At 73.2% G+C, this 17,567-nt stretch carries 19 protein-coding genes; 9 read left to right on the top strand and 10 right to left on the bottom strand.

The window, feature by feature from the left end:
• The first annotated feature begins 149 nt into the window (after window positions 1-149).
• The 3 genes from ACZ6Y7_RS23750 (at window position 150) to ACZ6Y7_RS23760 (ending at window position 2,487) form a co-directional block, all read left to right on the top strand.
• The gene (locus tag ACZ6Y7_RS23750) at window positions 150-917 is read left to right on the top strand and encodes a TetR/AcrR family transcriptional regulator (protein WP_465759935.1); all 768 of its coding nucleotides are present in this window, start codon (window positions 150-152) and stop codon (window positions 915-917) included.
• Between the two features lie 130 nt (window positions 918-1,047).
• A complete protein-coding gene (locus tag ACZ6Y7_RS23755; RefSeq protein WP_465759936.1) occupies window positions 1,048-1,377 on the top strand; it encodes a hypothetical protein in 330 nt (109 codons plus the stop codon).
• A gap of 15 nt (window positions 1,378-1,392) precedes the next feature.
• Window positions 1,393-2,487, top strand: coding sequence for a M14 family metallopeptidase (locus tag ACZ6Y7_RS23760; protein WP_465759937.1), 1,095 nt, complete (start codon window positions 1,393-1,395; stop codon window positions 2,485-2,487).
• A 332-nt stretch (window positions 2,488-2,819) separates the two neighbouring features.
• Here the strand turns inward: ACZ6Y7_RS23760 and ACZ6Y7_RS23765 are convergent, their stop codons facing one another.
• Window positions 2,820-3,446, bottom strand: coding sequence for a TetR/AcrR family transcriptional regulator (locus ACZ6Y7_RS23765; protein ID WP_465759938.1), 627 nt, complete (start codon window positions 3,444-3,446; stop codon window positions 2,820-2,822).
• Between the two features lie 236 nt (window positions 3,447-3,682).
• On the opposite strand from ACZ6Y7_RS23765, the gene ACZ6Y7_RS23770 reads away from it, so the two are divergent.
• The 4 genes from ACZ6Y7_RS23770 (at window position 3,683) to ACZ6Y7_RS23785 (ending at window position 7,430) form a co-directional block, all read left to right on the top strand.
• The gene (locus ACZ6Y7_RS23770; RefSeq protein ID WP_402213513.1) at window positions 3,683-4,441 is read left to right on the top strand and encodes an SDR family oxidoreductase; all 759 of its coding nucleotides are present in this window, start codon (window positions 3,683-3,685) and stop codon (window positions 4,439-4,441) included.
• The gene (locus tag ACZ6Y7_RS23775; RefSeq protein ID WP_465759939.1) at window positions 4,438-5,274 is read left to right on the top strand and encodes an SDR family oxidoreductase; all 837 of its coding nucleotides are present in this window, start codon (window positions 4,438-4,440) and stop codon (window positions 5,272-5,274) included. Before ACZ6Y7_RS23770 ends, ACZ6Y7_RS23775 begins: the two co-directional genes overlap by 4 nt.
• Window positions 5,271-6,242: an NADPH:quinone oxidoreductase family protein gene (locus tag ACZ6Y7_RS23780; protein ID WP_465759940.1), complete on the top strand. Its 972-nt coding sequence runs from the start codon at window positions 5,271-5,273 to the stop codon at window positions 6,240-6,242. Before ACZ6Y7_RS23775 ends, ACZ6Y7_RS23780 begins: the two co-directional genes overlap by 4 nt.
• A 282-nt stretch (window positions 6,243-6,524) precedes the next feature.
• Entirely contained in the window at window positions 6,525-7,430 is a 906-nt protein-coding gene (locus tag ACZ6Y7_RS23785) for an ADP-ribosylglycohydrolase family protein (RefSeq protein ID WP_465760108.1), read from the top strand.
• A 62-nt stretch (window positions 7,431-7,492) separates the two neighbouring features.
• Here ACZ6Y7_RS23785 and ACZ6Y7_RS23790 read toward each other — a convergent pair whose 3' ends face one another.
• Window positions 7,493-8,314, bottom strand: coding sequence for an NAD(P)H-binding protein (locus ACZ6Y7_RS23790; protein ID WP_465759941.1), 822 nt, complete (start codon window positions 8,312-8,314; stop codon window positions 7,493-7,495).
• A gap of 81 nt (window positions 8,315-8,395) precedes the next feature.
• Between ACZ6Y7_RS23790 and ACZ6Y7_RS23795 the strand changes: the two genes are divergently transcribed.
• A complete protein-coding gene (locus tag ACZ6Y7_RS23795; RefSeq protein WP_465759942.1) occupies window positions 8,396-8,809 on the top strand; it encodes a winged helix-turn-helix transcriptional regulator in 414 nt (137 codons plus the stop codon).
• Between the two features lie 10 nt (window positions 8,810-8,819).
• On the opposite strand, the gene ACZ6Y7_RS23800 is transcribed toward ACZ6Y7_RS23795, so the two are convergent.
• The 3 genes from ACZ6Y7_RS23800 to ACZ6Y7_RS23810 form a co-directional block, all read right to left on the bottom strand.
• Window positions 8,820-9,425 (bottom strand): hypothetical protein, encoded by a 606-nt coding sequence (locus ACZ6Y7_RS23800; RefSeq protein ID WP_465759943.1) that lies wholly within the window; start codon window positions 9,423-9,425, stop codon window positions 8,820-8,822.
• Between the two features lie 160 nt (window positions 9,426-9,585).
• Entirely contained in the window at window positions 9,586-11,484 is a 1,899-nt protein-coding gene (locus ACZ6Y7_RS23805; protein WP_465759944.1) for a putative Ig domain-containing protein, read from the bottom strand.
• A gap of 394 nt (window positions 11,485-11,878) precedes the next feature.
• On the bottom strand, window positions 11,879-13,159 hold the full coding sequence (locus ACZ6Y7_RS23810) for an alpha/beta hydrolase family protein (protein ID WP_465759945.1): 1,281 nt from the start codon (window positions 13,157-13,159) through the stop codon (window positions 11,879-11,881).
• 265 nt (window positions 13,160-13,424) lie between these two features.
• On the opposite strand from ACZ6Y7_RS23810, the gene ACZ6Y7_RS23815 reads away from it, so the two are divergent.
• A complete protein-coding gene (locus tag ACZ6Y7_RS23815; RefSeq protein WP_465759946.1) occupies window positions 13,425-14,267 on the top strand; it encodes a hypothetical protein in 843 nt (280 codons plus the stop codon).
• 116 nt (window positions 14,268-14,383) lie between these two features.
• On the opposite strand, the gene ACZ6Y7_RS23820 is transcribed toward ACZ6Y7_RS23815, so the two are convergent.
• The 5 genes from ACZ6Y7_RS23820 to ACZ6Y7_RS23840 form a co-directional block, all read right to left on the bottom strand.
• Window positions 14,384-15,595, bottom strand: coding sequence for an acyl-CoA dehydrogenase family protein (locus ACZ6Y7_RS23820; protein ID WP_465759947.1), 1,212 nt, complete (start codon window positions 15,593-15,595; stop codon window positions 14,384-14,386).
• Window positions 15,596-15,649: 54 nt separating this feature from the next.
• Window positions 15,650-16,675, bottom strand: coding sequence for a phosphotransferase family protein (locus tag ACZ6Y7_RS23825; protein WP_465759948.1), 1,026 nt, complete (start codon window positions 16,673-16,675; stop codon window positions 15,650-15,652).
• 153 nt (window positions 16,676-16,828) lie between these two features.
• Entirely contained in the window at window positions 16,829-17,050 is a 222-nt protein-coding gene (locus ACZ6Y7_RS23830) for a hypothetical protein (protein ID WP_465759949.1), read from the bottom strand.
• A 24-nt stretch (window positions 17,051-17,074) separates the two neighbouring features.
• The gene (locus ACZ6Y7_RS23835; RefSeq protein WP_465759950.1) at window positions 17,075-17,377 is read right to left on the bottom strand and encodes a hypothetical protein; all 303 of its coding nucleotides are present in this window, start codon (window positions 17,375-17,377) and stop codon (window positions 17,075-17,077) included.
• On the bottom strand, window positions 17,374-17,559 hold the full coding sequence (locus ACZ6Y7_RS23840) for a hypothetical protein (RefSeq protein ID WP_465759951.1): 186 nt from the start codon (window positions 17,557-17,559) through the stop codon (window positions 17,374-17,376). Before ACZ6Y7_RS23840 ends, ACZ6Y7_RS23835 begins: the two co-directional genes overlap by 4 nt.
• Between the last annotated feature and the right edge of the window lie 8 nt (window positions 17,560-17,567).

The following is a 17,567-nucleotide window of genomic DNA, read 5'->3' on the forward strand; positions in this document are numbered from 1 at the left end:
CAAGCGTTGCCGTGACCGATCGGTGGTGGCTCGCCCGTTTATGCCCGATTCCTACCTTGTATCCTGGTCGTGTATCCGCTGAGTGACATCCGTCGGGAACACCCGTCGGGAACACCCCCTGCCAGGCGGCGATCCGGAGGAGTGCGGACATGGTCGAGCGGGACGGCACCGAGAAGCGGGGCCGGCTGAGCCGGCCGCAGGTGCTGGCGGCCGCCGTGGCGCTGGTCGACCGCGAGGGCCTGGGCGCCCTGACCATGCGCAGGCTGGCCGCCGAACTCGGCGTCGAGTCGATGGCCCTCTACCGCTACACGCCGGGCAAGGAGGCCCTGCTCGACGGCCTGACCGAGGCCTACTTCACCGAGGTCAACGACCGACTGCGGAGCAGCGCCGCGAACGGCCCGCGCCCGCCCGAGCCGCACCATCCCGAACGGCGCCGGCCCGAGCCGCGCCAGCCCGAGTGGCGGCAGGAACTGCGCCGGATCGCCCGGGCGTTCGCCGAAGTCGCGCACGCCCACCCCGAGATCCTCTCGCTGGTCGCGACCCGGCCGCTGACCGTCCCGGTGACGCGGCGACCGGCGCCGGTGCTCGAACTCACCGAGCACATCCTCGCGGTGCTCGGCCGGGCCGGGTTCGACGACCCGACCGCGCTGACCGTCTACCGCGCCTTCGTCGCCTGGAACCTCGGCTGCCTGCTGGTCGACAAGCGCCAGGTGGTCGACAACCCGGAGGAGCCGGACCCGGCCCTGCGGCTGGGCCTGCACCGACTGCCCGCCGCCGAGTACCCGCGGCTGCGCGCCCTGGTGCCCCGCTTCGCCGACTTCGACGACGACGACGAGATGCTGCGCGGCCTCGACAGCCTGCTGGACGGGATGCCGCAGCCTCCCCTTGACGCCTTCTACGGCGGCGACGCATCCTGAGGATACGAGGTACACGTCGGACATATCCTCTGACAACGGCGCCGCGAGCGAGCCGTCGGAGACCGCTCCGGTCCACACGCCGCCGGAACCGCTCCGGTCCCGCGCCGTCGGCGCCCGGGAAGAAGTCCCCATGTCCGCCGTTCCGAACGAACCATCCCCCGACGACGTCCTGCGCCTGCGCGTCACCGCCAAGGATCCGCAGACCCTGCGCGCCCTGCTGCGCGAAACCCGCTCCGACACCGGCGGACGCCCGCACGTCGAGGCGGACGGCAGCATCGGCGTCGACGTCTACGCCACGGTCGCCCAGGTGCCCGCCCTCGAACGCGAGGGCGTCACGGTCACCCGGATCGGCAACGCCAGCAAGGCCGGGCGCGCCGCGCAGGCCGAGGTCGGCAGCGGCGACGTGTTCGCCGCCGCCGACGCCGTCCCGCACGGCCTGGCCGCCAAGCTCGCCCGCTGACCAGGGAGGCCCGCCATGCCGTACCTGAACATCACCTCGGTCGAGTCCGCCGTGACCAGCCTGGCCACCGCCCACCCCGGCCTCACCCAGCTCATCACCCTGCCCGACACCACGTACGAGGGCCGCACCTCCCACGCGCTGAGGATCAGCACGCCCGCGGTGGCCCCCAAGGACTGCGTGATGATGATCGGCGGCGTGCACGCCCGCGAGTGGGGCAGCTGCGAGGTGCTCATCCACTTCGCCGCCGACCTCCTGGAGGCCTTCCAGGGCGGCACCGGCCTCGGCTACGGCGGCACCACCTTCACCGCCGACCAGGTCGAATCGCTGCTCCGCCGCCTGGACGTGGTCGTCTACCCGCTGGTCAACCCCGACGGCCGGAACCACAGCCAGACCGTCGCGCCGATGTGGCGCAAGAACCGCAACCCGGCCCACGCCGGCGGCGATCCGCACCCCGCCTGCATCGGGGTCGACCTCAACCGCAACTACGACTTCCTCTTCGACTTCGCCACCGCCTTCGACCCGAACGCCAACCCCCAGGTGTCGGCCGACCCGTGCGACCCGATGGTCTACTGCGGACCGAGCCCGTTCTCCGAAGCGGAGACGCGCAACGTCCGCTGGCTGCTGGACCAGCACCCGAGGACCAGGTGGTTCGTGGACGTCCACAGCTACGCGCAGGACATGCTCTACAACTGGGGCGACGACGACAACCAGTCGGTCGACCCGAGCATGAACTTCCGCAACCACCAGTACGACGGCAGGCGCGGGCTGCCGGGCGACCTCGCGTACGCCGAGTACATCCCCAAGGGCGACGAGGACACCGCCCGGCTGCTCGCCGAGGCGTTCTGCCGGGCCGTCGAGGGCGTGCGCGGCGTGCCGTACAAACCGATGACCGGGTTCCACCTGTACCCGACCAGCGGCACCGGCGACGACTACGTCTACGCCCGCCACTGCGTCAACCCCGACCGGGGCAAGGTGCTCGGCTTCACCGTCGAGTGGGGCAACGACGCGGCCCAGTCGCCCAACCCGTTCCACCCGCCGTGGGCGGAGATGGAGAAGATCGTCCTCGACGTGGACGCCGGGCTGGTCCAGTTCTGCCTGTCCACCGCCTGACCGACCCACCCCCGAACCGCCGCCCCCAGAACCGCAGTGCCCGACAGCAGGGCGCCCGCCGCGAGCCCTCGTGGCGGGCGCCCTGGGTGTGCACGGCGTGAGCACGGGGGCGAAAACGGGGGTGAAAACGGGGTCGAGCAGGACCGGACTGCTTCGATCCGCGGTGGTCGATCGCGTGTCGGGCTGCGGCAGGAGTGCGCCGGGGAGGGCTCGCCGTGTCACCCGGCATGCCGACCCCGGCGCTGTACGCCTACGAGGCACACGTACTTCGTATACGAGTCTGCGCGCGCTCCGAGGGGCTGGTCAAGGGCGGCCCCGGCGCCCGGCCCCGGTCAGATCCGGGCGCCGAGCATCCGCAGCACCAACTCGCCGTAGCGGCGGCCGAGTTCCTCGGGGGCCTCGGTCGAGCGGTCGGTGTACCAGCGGGAGACGTCGATGCCCAGCGAGGTCACCGCTCGGGCCGCCGTGCGCACCTCGGACACCTGGAACTCGCCGTTCGCCGCGCCCGCCTCGATCAGTGCGCTGACCTCGCGCTCGATGTCCAGCCGCAGCGCCGCGACCACCGCGTAGGCGTCCTCCGGCAGCGCGTGCAGCTCGTAGTTGACCACCCGGCCGACCGTCCGGGCCCGGGCGTGCCAGGCGGTGAACTCCTCGACCAACCGCCGCATCCGCTCCGCCGGGCCGCCGCCCCCGGCCACGGCCCGCCGGACCAGGGCCAGCGTCGCGGCGTGCCCGGCCTGGCTGATCTCGGCGAGCAGTGCGGCCTTGGACGGGTAGTGGATGTACAGCGCGGCCGGGCTCATCCCGGCGGCGGTGGCGATGTCCCGGGTGGTGGTGGCGTGGAAGCCGCGCTCCGCGAACGACTCGACGGCCGCCTGGAGCAGCCGGTACGCCGCCTCGGGGCGGGTGTCGGCGCCGGGCAGGGTGGGCCAGAGGTCGGCCATCGGGGTGCTGGTCATGGCGCCATCCTCCCAGAGATCGCGAACCGGAATTCGTACAGGTTTTCCTGTCGGGCCGTCCGCCGGCCCGCCCGGTCGCCCGCCCGGTCGCCCGGCCAACCCCTCCGCAGGGCCTCCGCCCCGCCGTCCGGCGGCCGGGGGGCGGGCTGTTGACAGGCTCCCGCACCGACACCATGCTGAGCAAGCGCTTAGTCAGCGATGGTAGTCGGATCCTCGCACGAAAGGCAGGACGCTCCGTGGTGCACTCCTTCAAGGGACGGGTGGCCGTCGTCACCGGATCGAGCCGGGGCATCGGTCTCGGCATCGCGCGCGAACTGGTCGACCGCGGCGCCAAGGTCTGCCTCACCGCCCGCAACCCCGAGCCGCTGGCCGAGGCCGTCCAGGACCTGGGCGGCCCCGAGAACGCCATCGCCGTCGCGGGCAAGGCCGACGACCCGGCGCACCAGGAGGAGGCGATCGCCCGCACCCTGGAGGCCTTCGGCCGACTCGACCACCTGGTCAACAACACCGGCATCAACCCGGTCTACGGGCCGGTCCTGGAGACCGACGAGGCCGCCGCCGCCAAGATCATCGCCGTCAACGTGCTCGGCCCGCTGGCCTGGACCCGTCGCGCCCACGCCGCGTGGATGGGCGAGCACGGCGGCTCGATCGTGAACGTCGCCTCGATCGCCGGCATCCGCGCCTCCGCCGGGATCGGCATGTACGGCGTGAGCAAGGCCGCGCTGATCCGGCTCACCACCGAGCTCGGCGCCGAACTCGGCCCGCAGGGCATCCGGGTCAACGCCGTCGCGCCCGCCGTGGTCAAGACCAAGTTCGCCGAGGCCCTGTACGAGGGCCGCGAGGAGCAGGTCGCCGCCGCCTACCCGCTCGGCCGCCTCGGCGTCCCCGAGGACGTCGCGGGCGCGGTCGCCTTCCTGCTCTCCCCGGACGCCGGCTGGATCACCGGGCAGACGCTCGTCGTCGACGGCGGCGTCACCCTCGGCGGTGGCATGTGACGGCCGCCGACTCCGCCGGGCAGCCCGCCGACCGGGGCGCCGGGCAGTTCTCCGGGCAGTTCGCCGGCCAGGGCGTCGTGGTCACCGGTGCCGGGCGCGGGATCGGGGCCGCGCTGGCCCGGGCATTCGCCACCGCCGGGGCCCGGGTGGTGGTCAACGACCTGGACGGCGGGGCGGCCGACGCCGTGGCCCGGGAGTTCGGCGGCACGGCGCTGCCCGGGGACGCCGCCTCCGCCGAGGGCCTGGCCGAGCTGGTCGGCGGCGCCCGGGAGGCGCTCGGCGAGATCGACCTCTGGTGCGCCAACGCGGGCGTCGCCCCCTCCGGCGGGGCCGACGCGCCGGCCGCCGCCTGGGCGACCGCCTGGGAGGTCAACGTCCTGGCGCACGTGCGGGCCGCCGAACTGCTGCTCCCCCGCTGGCTGGAACGCGGCGAGGGCCGCTTCCTCGCCACCGTCTCCGCCGCCGGGCTGCTCACCAGCCTCGGCTCCGCCCCGTACGCGGTCAGCAAGCACGGCGCGCTCGCCTTCGCCGAGTGGCTCGCCGCGACCTACCGCCACCGCGGGCTCAAGGTCCACGCGCTCTGCCCGCAGGGCGTGCGCACCGACATGCTCGCCTCGACCGGCGCCCTCGGCGAACTCATGCTCGCCCCGACCGCCCTGGAGCCCGAGGACGTCGCCGAGGCGACGCTCGCCGCGCTGGGCGAGGAGCGCTTCCTGATCCTGCCGCACCCCGAGGTGGCCGAGTACTACCGCGTGCGCGCCACCGAGCCGGAGCGCTGGCTCGGCGGGATGAACCGGCTGCAGCGGGAGCTGGAGAAGGGCGGCGCGCTGTGAGGGCCTGGCAGGTCGGCGAACTCGGCGAGCCGAGTGCGGTCATGCGGCTCGCCGAGGAGGTGCCGCGGCCGGCGCCCGGCCCGGGGCAGCTGCTGGTCCGGGTGCGGGCCGCCGCCGTCAACTTCCCGGACGCGCTGATGGTCCGCGGCCACTACCAGGTCCGCCCGCCGCTGCCGTTCACCCCCGGGGTGGAGCTGTGCGGCGAGGTGGCGGACGGGCCCCGGCGGGGCGAGCGGCTGATCGGCAACCCGGTGCTGCCGCACGGCGCCTTCGCCGAGTACGCGCTGCTGGACGCCGAGGCCGCGTTCCCCGCGCCCGAGGCACTGGACGACGCCGAGGCGGCGGCCCTGCACATCGGCTACCAGACCGCCTGGTTCGCCCTGCACCGCCGGGCCCGCCTGCGCGCGGGCGAGACCCTGCTGGTGCACGCGGCGGCCGGCGGGGTCGGCAGCGCGGCGGTCCAGCTCGGCCGGGCCGCCGGCGCCCGGGTGATCGCCGTGGTCGGTGGCGCGGCCAAGGCGGAGGCCGCCCGGGCACTCGGCGCCGACCTGGTGGTGGACCGGACGGAACGGGACTTCGTCGCCGCCGTCAAGGAGGCCACCGACGGGCGCGGCGCGGACGTGGTCTTCGACCCGGTCGGCGGCGACGCCTACACCGGCTCCACCCGGTGCATCGCCTTCGAGGGCCGGATCGTGGTGGTCGGCTTCGCCGCCGGGCAGATCCCCTCGCCGGCGCTCAACCACGCCCTGGTGAAGAACTACTCGATCCTGGGCCTGCACTGGGGCCTCTACAACGCCCACGACCCGCGCGCCGTCCGGGCCGCGCACGACGAGCTGACCAAGCTCGCCGACCAGGGCACCGTCCGGCCCCTGGTGAGCGCCCGGGTGCCGCTGGCCGGGGCGGCGGACGCCGTCCAACGGGTCGCCGACGGGCTGAGCACCGGACGGATCGCCGTCCTCGGCGACTGAGCGTCACCGGTCCTGCCACGCCCGGCGAAACCGGGTGCGGCAGGACCGTCGCCCTGCCACGATGCCGGGATGACATCCATTTCCGCAGCTCGTGACGCGCTGGAGGGGCTAGGGTCCGTCTTCAAACCCCCGCCTGCGTGGCGACGCCGGGGAACGCACCTCGCCGCGTTGTCGTCGGTCGCCAATGCTCCGCAGTGGCTCCCTCCTCCGCCTTGCGATGCACGCACCCCAACGCCGCCACGCCCGCCCTCCGGGCGGACGACGGGGGTTTGAAGACGGACCCTGGCCCTCGGGGACGGCTTCGGGGAGCGCTGGTTCCCCCTGTTCCGGTCGCCCCAGGAGGCGTTCCGGCAGATCCGGGACCGGCGGACGCCCGAGGAAGGACCCTGGCACTGGACCGACGACACCGCGATGGCGCTGTCGGTGTTCGGCGTCCTGACCGCCTTCGACGCGGTGCACCAGGAGCGGCTCGCCCAGGCCTTCGGCGCCACCTACCGGGCCGACCCGGGCCGCGGCTACGGGCACGGCATGCACCTGCTGCTGCCCGAACTCGCCGACGATCCGGCGAGTTGGCGCACCAGGGCGCGCGAGCTGTTCGACGGGCAGGGCAGTCTCGGCAACGGCGCGGCGATGCGGGTGGCCCCGCTCGGCGCCTGGTTCGCCGCGGACCTGGCCGAGGCGGCCGAGCAGGCGGCGCTGTCCGCCGAAGTCACCCACGCCCACCCGGAGGGCGTGGCGGGGGCGGTGGCCGTGGCCCTGGCGGCGGCCCTCGCCGCCCGCGGCCGGGCTCCCGTCCGTGCTGCCGCGGGAGCCGAGCTGCTGACCGAGGTGGCCGACCGCACCCCGGCGGGCGAGGTCCGCGACGGGCTGCGCCGGGCCGCCGAACTGCCCCCGGCCACCGAGCCGTGGCGCGCCGCCGACCTGTTGGGCAACGGGCAGCGGATCCGGGCGGCCGACACCGTCCCGTTCGCCCTGTGGTCCGCCGCCCACCACCTGGACAGCCTCACCGACGCCCTGTGGACCACCGCCGAGGGCCTGGGCGACGTGGACACCACCTGCGCCATCACCGGCAGCGTCGTCGCGGCCCGCACCGGCCTCGCCGACGTGCCCGAGGTGTGGCTCGCCTGCCGCGAACCGCTCCCGGACTGGGTCGCCCGCGCCGAGGCGGAGGCCACGGAAACGCCGTAGTCTTCGCAACAGCCCGGCCGTGGACCGTGGGACGGTCTCCGGACCGGGCGTGCGGGCGGAGGTCAGCGCCCGGCGGCGATGACCTCCAGGGCCGGGCGGGGCTCGCGGTCGAGCAGTGCGGCGAGGTCGCCCGGCCCGCCCGGCCCGGCCAGGAAGCCGTGGGCGATCGCCGAGTAGGTGCCCACCACCATCGGCACCTGGAAGTCCAGCGCGTCCGAGGCCGCCACGGCTGCCCGTGCCTCCTCCAGCCGGCCCGGGCGGTACTCGACGCCGAGGGCCGCGGCCACCTCCGCACCGCCCAAGGCCCGCTCCCCCACCAGCTCGTACGTCCGGCCCGCGTGCCCGGCGGGGGCCAGGGCCACGGTCGCCGCGACCTCGGCGAGGTCCGCCCGGGCCACCGCGGCCAGCCCGCCCTCGCCGAGCGGCGCGCTGATCACCCCGTCCGGGCCGGGCGCGGCGATCGCGCCCAGGAACTCGGCGTACAGGCCGTTGCGCAGCACCGTCCAGCGCAGTGAGGCCGACGCGCGCAGCCGCCGTTCCGTCCAGCGGTGGGCGAGGGCGTACGGCAGGTGGTCACCGTCGCCGGAGAGGCTGGTGTAGACGACGTGCTCGACACCGGCCCGCTCGGCCGCGGCGATGGCGGCGCCGTGCCGGGCGATCACCACGTCGTCCTCGGCGGCTCCGGCCGAGATCAGCAGCAGTGTCCGCACGCCCCGGAACGCCGTGTCCAGGGTGTCCGGGCGGTCGAAGTCCACCAGCCGGGCGGGCACGCCGGCGGGCACCCGCTCCGGGGTGCGGGAGCCGGCCACGACGTCCTCCCGTCCGGCGAGGCGCTCCAGCACGAGCGCGCCCAGGCCTCCGTTGACACCGGTGACGAGCAGCATGGGGTTCCTCCGAGGTTGGTCGGGCGTTGGGGACGTGACCATCCTCGATAGCCTGGGCGTTCGGCGTAAGGAGGCACATCGATGTCAGCAGGGCACACCGCGGTAACCACCCCCCGTCCGGTGGTCTGGTGCGAGGACGGCGTGGACTGCGGGATCCGCGACCTGCTGGACCGGCTCGGCGACAAGTGGTCGGTCCTCACCGTGGTCGAACTCGCCCAGGGCGTGCGGCGCTTCCGTGAGCTGCAGCGCGCACTGCCGGGCATCTCGCAGCGGATGCTCACGCTGACCGTGCGCCGGCTGGAGCGCGACGGCCTGGTGTCGCGGACCGTCCACCCGACCGTCCCGCCCCAGGTGGAGTACGAGCTGACGCCGCTCGGCCACAGCCTGACCCACCTGGTGCGGGCGATGGCGGACTGGTCCTACGACCACCACGACGCGATCGTCGACGCGCGGCGCGCGTGGGACGACGCGAACCCGGGCTCGGAGCTCAGGTAGCGGCCCGCCCTCAGCCGGTGACCTCCACGGTGACGTCGTAACCGCGCTGCTCGGGCGGGCAGTTGAGGGCCTCTCCGCAGGAGGTGCGGGTGGCGGTGAGGTGGGCGGTGCCGGCGGTGCGGGCGGTGAAGGCGACGCTGACGGTGCCGCAGCCGCCGCCGGGGCGGCAGGAGGGGGAGGGCGCGGTGCTGGGGGCGCCGGCCGGGGTGAGGACCTCGGGGGCGGAGCTGGTGGCGGCGGACCAGTAGGTGCTGTGGAGCGCGAGCGTCAGCGTCGTGCCGACGGCGACCCGCACGGTGGTGTGGTCGGCGTGCTCGTCCACCGTGACCGCCGCGGGGCTCGGGACGGTGGAACTCGGAGCGGTGGAACTCGGAGCGGTGGAACTCGGGGCGGCGGAGCTCGGGGCGGCGGAACTCGGAGTGGTAGAGCTCGGGACGGTGGAACTCGGGGCGGCGGAGCTCGGGGCGGCGGAACTCGGAGTGGTAGAGCTCGGGACGGTGGAACTCGGGGCGGCGGAGCCCGTCCCGGCGGAGGCACAGCCGGTCAGGGCGAGCGGGGCGAGCAGGACGATCAGGGCGGCGGCCAGGGCCTGGGGGGCGGGTCTTCTCGGGTTCACGGCGGTTCCTCGGGTACGCGGGTGCCGGCGGTGCCGGCGTGGGGAAAGGAGTACCGGTTCGACGCACCGGCACCCGATTCGGATCCCCCCGGACGAGAACGGAGCACGACACCGGGGTGGGCCCGCTGGGCCCACCCCGGTGCGTTCGGCGCGGTGATCGTCAGGAGACGGTCACGTCGTCGTAGTAGGTGTAGGTCGCGTCACCCGCGTAGTTGTCGTCGTGGTTGCTCAGGGTGAGGGTGTAGGAGTGGCCCGGGGTGACGGCGGCCGTCTTGTTGACCCAGGTCGCGCTGGCGGCGCAGGTCTTGACGAGGACCGTGGTGGTGGTGCCGGTGGTGTTGTCCTTCAGGGTGGCGGTCGCCCAGTCGTAGGTGACGGTGTCCGGGCAGGTGTTGCTGTACCAGAAGGACAGCTTGCTGGAACCGGTCGGCGCCGTGAAGGTCTGGGTGATCGAGGAGTCCCCGGTCGGGTTGGTGGAGCCGACCATGGCGCCGTAGCTGCCGCTGTGGGCGGCGGAGGCGGGCGCGGAGGTGGAGCCGGCCGCCGTCCAGCCGGTCAGGTTGCCGGTCTCGAAGGTGCCGTTGGTGACGGCGTTGCCGCCGCCCCCGGTGGTGGACTCGGTCCAGGAGAAGCTGGTGCTGCCGCTGGCGCCGGTGGTGTCGGTCACGGTGACCGTGACGCTGGAGGTGCCGCTGGTGGTCGGGGTGCCGGAGATCAGGCCGGTCGAGGAGTTGATCGACAGGCCGGCAGGCAGGCCGGTGGCCGAGTAGCTCAGGGTCTGGCCGGAGGCCGAGTCGGTGGCGTTGATCTGCAGGCTGGCCGCGGTGCCGACGGTGCCGGACTGGTTGCCCGGGTTGGTGACGGTGACGGTGTTGCCGTGGGTCAGGATGGCGTGCGAGATCGCGCAGGAGTTGGTGTCGTTGGACCAGCTGGCCTGCTCGGCGTAGCTGCCGAAGGTGCCGAAGGAGACGTTGGCGGCGCCGCCGGTGCTGCCGGGGCGGATCCAGGCGCACTCGTCGGAGTTCTCCTGGCCGTTGTAGCTGCTGCCCGAGACGTGGTTGGTCCAGCCGCCCGCCGGGTTCTGGTCGGACATCATCTCGTGCCACTCGTGGCCGAGGGTCATCGTCCACCCGTCCAGCGTGCCGGGCGAGTTGACGAAGCCGACGCCGCAGTTGGCGCCCGCGTCGATGTTGTACGGCTGGTTGGAGAACGCGATGTCGCCGTAGGGCGAGGCCGCGGCGCCGCCGGTGAGGGTGGTGTCGCCGTTCCAGTCGTGCCAGGCGCAGTACCCGGTGGTGGGGTTCTGGTAGTCGTCCGGGTTGGTGCCGTGCGGCGACAGGATGATGTAGTACGCGTCCCGGTTGGCGGCGGCGGTGGTGTTGCCGAAGTGGCCGGCGGCCTTGACGGCCTCCTGGGCCAGCTGGTTGCCGGTGGCCTGGCTCGGCGAGGCGGCCGCGTTGTCGTACCAGACGCCGGAGAGCACGCCGCCGCTCTGGTACGGGATGAAGTTGGCGTTGGCGGGGCAGCTCACCGCACCGGTGGCGACGTTGGGTCCGTCGCACCACTGGGTCAGGTCCGCGGACCAGGTCTCGCCGTTGGTGCCGATGCCCTTGAACATCTGCTGGGTGGCACCGGCGGCGCCCGCCGAGTCGCCCGAGAACTTGGCGTTGCCGTTGGCGTCGGTGGTCTGGGTGCCCCACTGGTTGCCGTAGAACACCAGGTAGACCTTGGAGTGGCCGCTCTGCACGCCGATGCCGTCGACGCCGCCGCCGTAGGACAGCGTCTGCTGCCCGGTGGCCGCGGCCTGGTTGTGGGCGGCGAGCCACTTCTTGTAGTTCTCGTGCTGGGACATGCCCGGCACGGCGCCGTGCCGGTACGGGTGTCCGTTCTGCGGGCTCCAGGGGTTGAACTCGTTGCCGGTGCTGCCCTGCGAGCTGGAGATGTCCTGCGCGGAGGCCGGGGCGGCCGCGCCGGCCAGACCGGCGGCGGCGAGCGCGAGCGAGGCGATGCCGGTGAGCGCCGCGTACTTCGCGCGTCCGATCCTGGGGGATTGACCCATGGGTGAGGGTGCCCTCTCTTCTGCCGATCGTCCGCCGCTTGGGGTGGCCGCGAACGATCCCTTGTGGGGAAGGGGATCGACGGCGAACTCCGGTGGGAGTCGACTCCGTTCGGGCTTTTCGCACACCCGGAATTGACTACCCGTCGGCCGCTTGCCGCCTACTGGGCATGAAGGAAAGCAGAGCTGTTGAACACCGGTCAACGGAGAAGGGTAAGGAATGATTAAGAAGCGGGTTCAGGCAGGTCAAGCGCGCCCCGGAAAGGCAAAATCAACGCGGGTAGCGGCATTCACTGAATGCGGATCGGCATACTGTTCCGCATTCAGTGAACCGTCATTTTCCGTACGGATCACCGGTGAGTGAGAAACCGTCAGAGAAACCGGTGCCCCGAAGGTTTCAGCGCTCGTACGCCATCTCCGGGAAGCGCGGCGACGGCCCGTCCAGCAGGTGGTCGTCGTGGCCGCGCAGCCAGCGGTCGAAGAAGGAGGCGACGTACGAGCGGGTGGCGAGCTCGGCCCGGCCGGGCCTGATGTCGCCGACGTCCGCGCGCAGCCGGTCCGCCGTGAGCGCGCCCTGCCGGGCGAGCTGCGGCAGCAGGGACTGCCCGTCGGTGTACGAGCCGTGGCGCGAGCCGGTGAGGGTGAGGTCGGCGTGCCAGCCGGTGCTGTGCTGCCAGAGGGCGTTCCAGCCGGGCTGCCGGCGGTAGTCCCCGGAGTCGTCGCTGCCGGTGCCCATCAGCAGGAAGGGCCGGTCCAGGCCGTCCTCGGCGACGGTGGGCAGGAAGACGCCGTTCCGGCCGTCCGGGCCGGGGAAGTGCAGCTGGCCGTCCAGGTTGACCCCGGCGGCGATCCGCGGGTCGTCGTGCATGGTCTGCAGCGCGGTGAAGCCGCCCGCCGAGTGGCCGACCATGCCGATCCGGTCGAGGTCGAGCGCCCCGGCCAGGCCGGTCGGCAGGCCGGAGCGGCCGCCCAACCCGGCGAGTCGGTCCAGGACGAAGCGGGTGTCGTCGACCCGGGCGGCCATCGCCTTGCGCAGGACGGCGCCGATGTCCAGATCGGGCCGGCCGAGCATGCCGGGGAGCACCGAGGCGGCCAGTTCCCCGTCCGGGAAGGCGACTTCGGAGGCCTCGTAGGTGTGGTCGACGGTGACCACGACATACCCGCGCGAGGCGAGGTCCTCGACCAGGGCCGTCCCCCAGGCCCGTGGATCGCCGAGCCCGGGCGAGTACAGCACCACCGGTCGCCGGCCTCCGGGCAGCGCGGGCGCGTCCGTCCGGGCGTGGGTGCGGATGCCGGACCAGTCCGTACTTCCGGGCTCGGCACCGTAGTTGATCAGGCCGACGCCGGTGGCCCCGCCGAAGTGCTCCCCCGCGGCCGGCGTCATGTACGGCGCGCGGTCGGCGGGCCCGGCCGGCCGGGAGGTCGGGTACCAGAGGCTGATCATCAGCTCGCGTCGGCGCCCGGGCTGCCAGGGGTCCTCCCGGGCGGCGTCCGTCAGGTGCAGCGCGGTGGTCCCGATCGGGTACGGCCCGGTCGGCTCCGGCAGCCACGCCCGCGCCTGCTGCCCGGCCTTCCCGCCCTCGGGCGCCGCCACCGCCCCCGCCGGCGCGCCGACCGCGCCCAGCACCGCCGTCGCCGCCATCAGCACCGCCGCCACGGCCCGTCCCCCACTGCCCATGATCGTTCCTCCGCGCTCTCGTCGATCGAACACGCAGGACACTACGGGCGACGGGGGCCGCAGCCGTCATACCAGGGAGCCAACCGGCCCCTGACTACCCGGGTATGACGCCCCTAGGGGCTCCTCGCCCCAGCGGGGCGGCACTGGTGGCCGTGGATCAACTCTGACACCATCTCAGGCCGGGTGAAGGAAGGGTGTGCCGCCCTTTCACCGCACCTCCGCCGACATGGGCCCTGAGAGCTACCGAGAAGATTCGAGGCCGGATATGAAGACCACACGGACCCGCATACCCCACCTGGTGACGGTCGTCCTCATGCTCCTCGGCATGATGACGGCCGCGACCGCGACCGCGCAGGCAGCCCCGCAGCGGCTCACCGGGAGCGCGACCGTCTGCTCCAACTCCCCCATCCCGACCGGATGGGTCATCACCAGCTCGTACAGCAGCAGCGGTTGTCCCGGCACGGGCATCGCGTACACCATCGCCGACGTGACCGGGCAGACCGGCGCCACCGTCTGCTCGATGTCCCCGATCCCGACGGGCTGGGTGATCACCAGCTCCTACAGCAGCGCCGGCTGCCGCGGCACCGGCGTCGCCTACACCATCGCCAACACCGCGAACCAGAACTACGCCACCGTCTGCTCGATGTCCCCGATCCCCACGGGCTGGGTGATCACCAGCTCCTACAGCAGCGCCGGCTGCGCCGGCACCGGCGTCGCCTACACCATCGCCAACACGACCGGGCAGACCAACGCCACGGTCTGCTCGATGTCCCCGATCCCCACCGGCTGGGTGATCACCAGCTCCTACAGCAGCGCCGGCTGCGCCGGCACCGGCGTCGCCTACACCATCGCCAACACCGCGAACCAGAACTACGCCACCGTCTGCTCGATGTCCCCGATCCCCACGGGCTGGGTCGTCACCAGCTCCTACAGCAGCGCCGGCTGCCGCGGCACCGGTGTCGCCTACACCATCGCCAACACCGCGAACCAGAACTACGCCACCGTCTGCTCGTTCTCGCCGATCCCGGCGGGCTGGGTCGTCACCAGCTCCTACAGCAGCGCCGGCTGCGTCGGCAGCGGCGTCGCGTACACCATCAGGAAGGCCTGACCCGGGAAGGTCCGGCCCAGGAAGGCCCGACCGCCCGCGCCGGGCACGGCAGGGGCACAGCGGGGCGCGGCCGTCCGTCGGCCGCGCCCCGCCATTCGCCGCTACCGGTACTGCCGTTACCGGTACTTCTTCAGCTCCCGGCGGGCCAGCGAGCGCTTGTGCACCTCGTCCGGGCCGTCGGCGAGCCGCAGGGTGCGGTTGCCCGCCCAGAGCTGGGCGAGCGGGGTGTCCTGGCTGACGCCGGCGGCGCCGTGGGCCTGGACGGCCTTGTCCAGGATCCATTCGACGGTGCGCGGGGTGGCGATCTTGATCGCCTGGATCTCGGTGTGCGCGCCCCGGTTGCCGACGGTGTCCATCAGCCAGGCGGTCTTCAGCACCAGCAGCCGCAACTGCTCGATCCGGACCCGCGATTCGGCGATCCAGTCCTGGACCACGCCCTGCTCGGCGAGCGGCTTCCCGAAGGCGACCCGCTCGCTCGCCCGACGGCACATCAGCTCCAGCGCCCGCTCGGCGATGCCGATCGCCCGCATGCAGTGGTGGATCCGGCCCGGGCCGAGCCGGGCCTGGGCGATGGCGAAGCCGGCGCCCTCCTCGCCGATCAGGTTGGCGGCCGGGACGCGGACGTCCTCGAACAGCACCTCGGCGTGGCCGCCGTGGTCGGCGTCGTCGTAGCCGAAGACGGTCATGCCGCGCTGGACGGTGACCCCGGGGGTCTCGCGCGGGACGAGCACCATGCTCTGCTGGCGATGCGGCTCGGCGGTCGGGTCGGTCTTGCCCATCACGATGAGGATCTTGCAGTCCGGGTTCATCGCGCCGGTGATGTACCACTTGCGGCCGTTGATCACGTACTCGTCGCCGTCCCGCTCGATCCGGGTGGCCACGTTGGTGGCGTCCGAGGAGGCCACCTCGGGCTCGGTCATCGCGAAGGCGGAGCGGATCTCGGCCTCCAGCAGCGGACGCAGCCACCGCTCCCGCTGCTCGGCGCTGCCGAACTGGGCGAGCAGCTCCATGTTGCCGGTGTCGGGCGCCGCGCAGTTGAGCGCGGCCGGGGCCAGGTGCGGGCTGCGGCCGGTGATCTCGGCGAGCGGCGCGTACTGCAGGTTGGTCAGACCCGCGCCGTGCTCACCGGGAATGAAGAGGTTCCACAGGCCCTGCTTGCGGGCCTCGGCCTGCAACTCGGCGACGACCGGAGGGATCGCCCAGTGCGCGCGGGCCGGATCGGCGAGCTGGGCCGCGAGGACGGCCTCGGCGGGGTGGACGTGCTCGTCCATGAAGGCGAGCAGCTGCTCGCGGAGCGCGTTGGTCCGGGCGTCGTACGCGAAGTCCATCGGTCAGTTCTCCTTGAGGGTGCTCAGGCCCTGAGGCGCAGGTCTTGAGGGTGCTCAGGCCTTGAGGGTGCTCAGGCCGTGCCGGGCGAGGATCGGGGCCATCTCGCCCGCGCGCTCGAAGCCCGCGCCGAGGGTGCGGCCCTGCTGGAAGCGGAAGTAGATGCCCTCCGCGACGGCGGCGAGCTTGAAGGACGCGAACGCCACGTACCACTCCAGGTCGGCGGCCTCCCGCCCGGTCTCCTCGGCGTACCGGGAGACGATCTCGTCGGGCCGGGGGAAGCCGGGGGCGGTCATGGCGGACGGGATGATGCCGCCGCCGACGCCGGCGAGCTCGGTGTACATCACCAGCAGGCCGACATCGGTGAGCGGATCACCGAGGGTGGACATCTCCCAGTCGAGGACGGCGGTGATGCGGTCCTTCTCGTCGACCAGCACGTTGTCCAGCCGGTAGTCGCCGTGCACGAGCGCGGGCGCGGGCGAGAGGGGCAGCCGCTCGGCGAGCACGGCGTGCAGCCGCTCCAGCTCCGGCAGCTCACGGCTGCGCGAGGCGGCGAGCTGCTGGGACCAGCGGCGCAGCTGGCGCTCCAGGTAGCCCTCGGGGCGGCCGAAGTCCGCGAGCCCCACCTGGGCCGGGTCGATCCGGTGCAGGGCGGCGAGCGTGTCCACCAGTTGCCGCCCGAGCGCGGCCACCCGCTCCTCGCCGATGACGGCCAGGGCGTCGGCGTCCCGGTGCGCGGTGCCCGCGACATACTCCATGAGGTACCAGGGCGCACCGAGGACGTCTTCGCCGGGGTCGATCAGCAGCATCCGGGGCACGGGTACCCCGGTGCCGCGCAGGGCCGACATCACCCGGTACTCCCGACCCATGTCGTGCGCGGTCGCCAGCACGTGCCCGAGCGGCGGCCGTCGCAGCACCCAGCGGGAGACCCCGTCCGAGAGCAGGTAGGTCAGGTTCGACCGGCCCCCCTCGATGAGGTCCGCGCGCAAGGGGCCCCGGACGGCCCCGGGCAGCTCGCGCTCCAGATGGGAGCGGAGCCGGGCCAGGTCCAGGCCGGGCGGGTCAACGGGAGTCTCGGGCATCGGGCGGCTCCTGAGGGACGGCGTGAACCATGACTAAGCGCTTGCTTAGCATCGGGCGCCGGGCGCCGGCTGTCAATGGCCGCCCGAACGCCACGAACCCCCGAGCCGAACGGCTCGGGGGTTCTCGTTCGCAGGGCATCGGCGCGGCTCGGACTACCGCCGGACCTCCGCAGCGTCCAAGGCGTCCACGGCGTCCAGCGTCCCGGCATCGAGGGTGACGACGGGTTCGGCGGACAGGTGCTCGCGCCACGGCTTGATCCGTACGCGCCGACCGGCGAAGGTGAAGGCCCGGCTCTCGTCGGCGATGACCTCCCCACCCCGCTCGTACAGCAGGATCAGCGGCTCGAACGGATCCGGCAGGTCCGGAAGTCGCACACCCGGAGTGTCCCGCACGGCGGCCTACCCCACGGCCGCACGACAGGCGCCTTCGGTCGAGATCCCACCGACGTCCGCCGCGAGGAACCCCTCAAGCCGCTCGGCCACCTCCGGAGCCACCCGAACCTCCGGAGCGAGCGCCCCGGCGATGTCGAAGACGGGCCATCCCGTCGGGCCGCCCAGCACCTCGGCCCAGAGCGCGGCCCGGCGAAGGTACTCCCTCATCAACCAGGACATGGAGACCGCATGCGCGTTGCGGCCTTCCATGGTGGTCCACGTGATGCCGGCGAGGCGTTCCGCCATCGCAGCCCCGGGCGGGGTACTCATCCGTCGACCACCATCTGGGTGTCTCCGTAGACGTCGAGCCAGAGTGCGGCCCGGCGGAGGTACTCCTCCATCAGTGCGGCGCGGCAGTAAGCCTTCTCGTAGGACTCGCCGGGCGACTTCCGGTTGGCGGCTTTGAGGCGATCGACCATCGACTGCGCGGCGTCGAAGCTCGCTTCGATCACGCGTGTCG

The organism is Kitasatospora sp. NPDC053308, assembly GCF_055585785.1.

What these genes read in the sequence shown, in the direction of transcription:
- ACZ6Y7_RS23810 (WP_465759945.1), bottom strand. Translation starts at nt 13,159, where the DNA reads ATGGGCAGTGGGGGACGGGCCGTGGCGGCGGTGCTGATGGCGGCGACG.
- ACZ6Y7_RS23825 (WP_465759948.1), bottom strand. Translation starts at nt 16,675, where the DNA reads ATGCCCGAGACTCCCGTTGACCCGCCCGGCCTGGACCTGGCCCGGCTC.
- ACZ6Y7_RS23760 (WP_465759937.1), top strand. Translation starts at nt 1,393, where the DNA reads ATGCCGTACCTGAACATCACCTCGGTCGAGTCCGCCGTGACCAGCCTG.
- ACZ6Y7_RS23790 (WP_465759941.1), bottom strand. Translation starts at nt 8,314, where the DNA reads ATGCTGCTCGTCACCGGTGTCAACGGAGGCCTGGGCGCGCTCGTGCTG.
- ACZ6Y7_RS23815 (WP_465759946.1), top strand. Translation starts at nt 13,425, where the DNA reads ATGAAGACCACACGGACCCGCATACCCCACCTGGTGACGGTCGTCCTC.
- ACZ6Y7_RS23820 (WP_465759947.1), bottom strand. Translation starts at nt 15,595, where the DNA reads ATGGACTTCGCGTACGACGCCCGGACCAACGCGCTCCGCGAGCAGCTG.
- ACZ6Y7_RS23835 (WP_465759950.1), bottom strand. Translation starts at nt 17,377, where the DNA reads ATGAGTACCCCGCCCGGGGCTGCGATGGCGGAACGCCTCGCCGGCATC.
- ACZ6Y7_RS23755 (WP_465759936.1), top strand. Translation starts at nt 1,048, where the DNA reads ATGTCCGCCGTTCCGAACGAACCATCCCCCGACGACGTCCTGCGCCTG.
- ACZ6Y7_RS23795 (WP_465759942.1), top strand. Translation starts at nt 8,396, where the DNA reads ATGTCAGCAGGGCACACCGCGGTAACCACCCCCCGTCCGGTGGTCTGG.
- ACZ6Y7_RS23805 (WP_465759944.1), bottom strand. Translation starts at nt 11,484, where the DNA reads ATGGGTCAATCCCCCAGGATCGGACGCGCGAAGTACGCGGCGCTCACC.
- ACZ6Y7_RS23750 (WP_465759935.1), top strand. Translation starts at nt 150, where the DNA reads ATGGTCGAGCGGGACGGCACCGAGAAGCGGGGCCGGCTGAGCCGGCCG.
- ACZ6Y7_RS23765 (WP_465759938.1), bottom strand. Translation starts at nt 3,446, where the DNA reads ATGACCAGCACCCCGATGGCCGACCTCTGGCCCACCCTGCCCGGCGCC.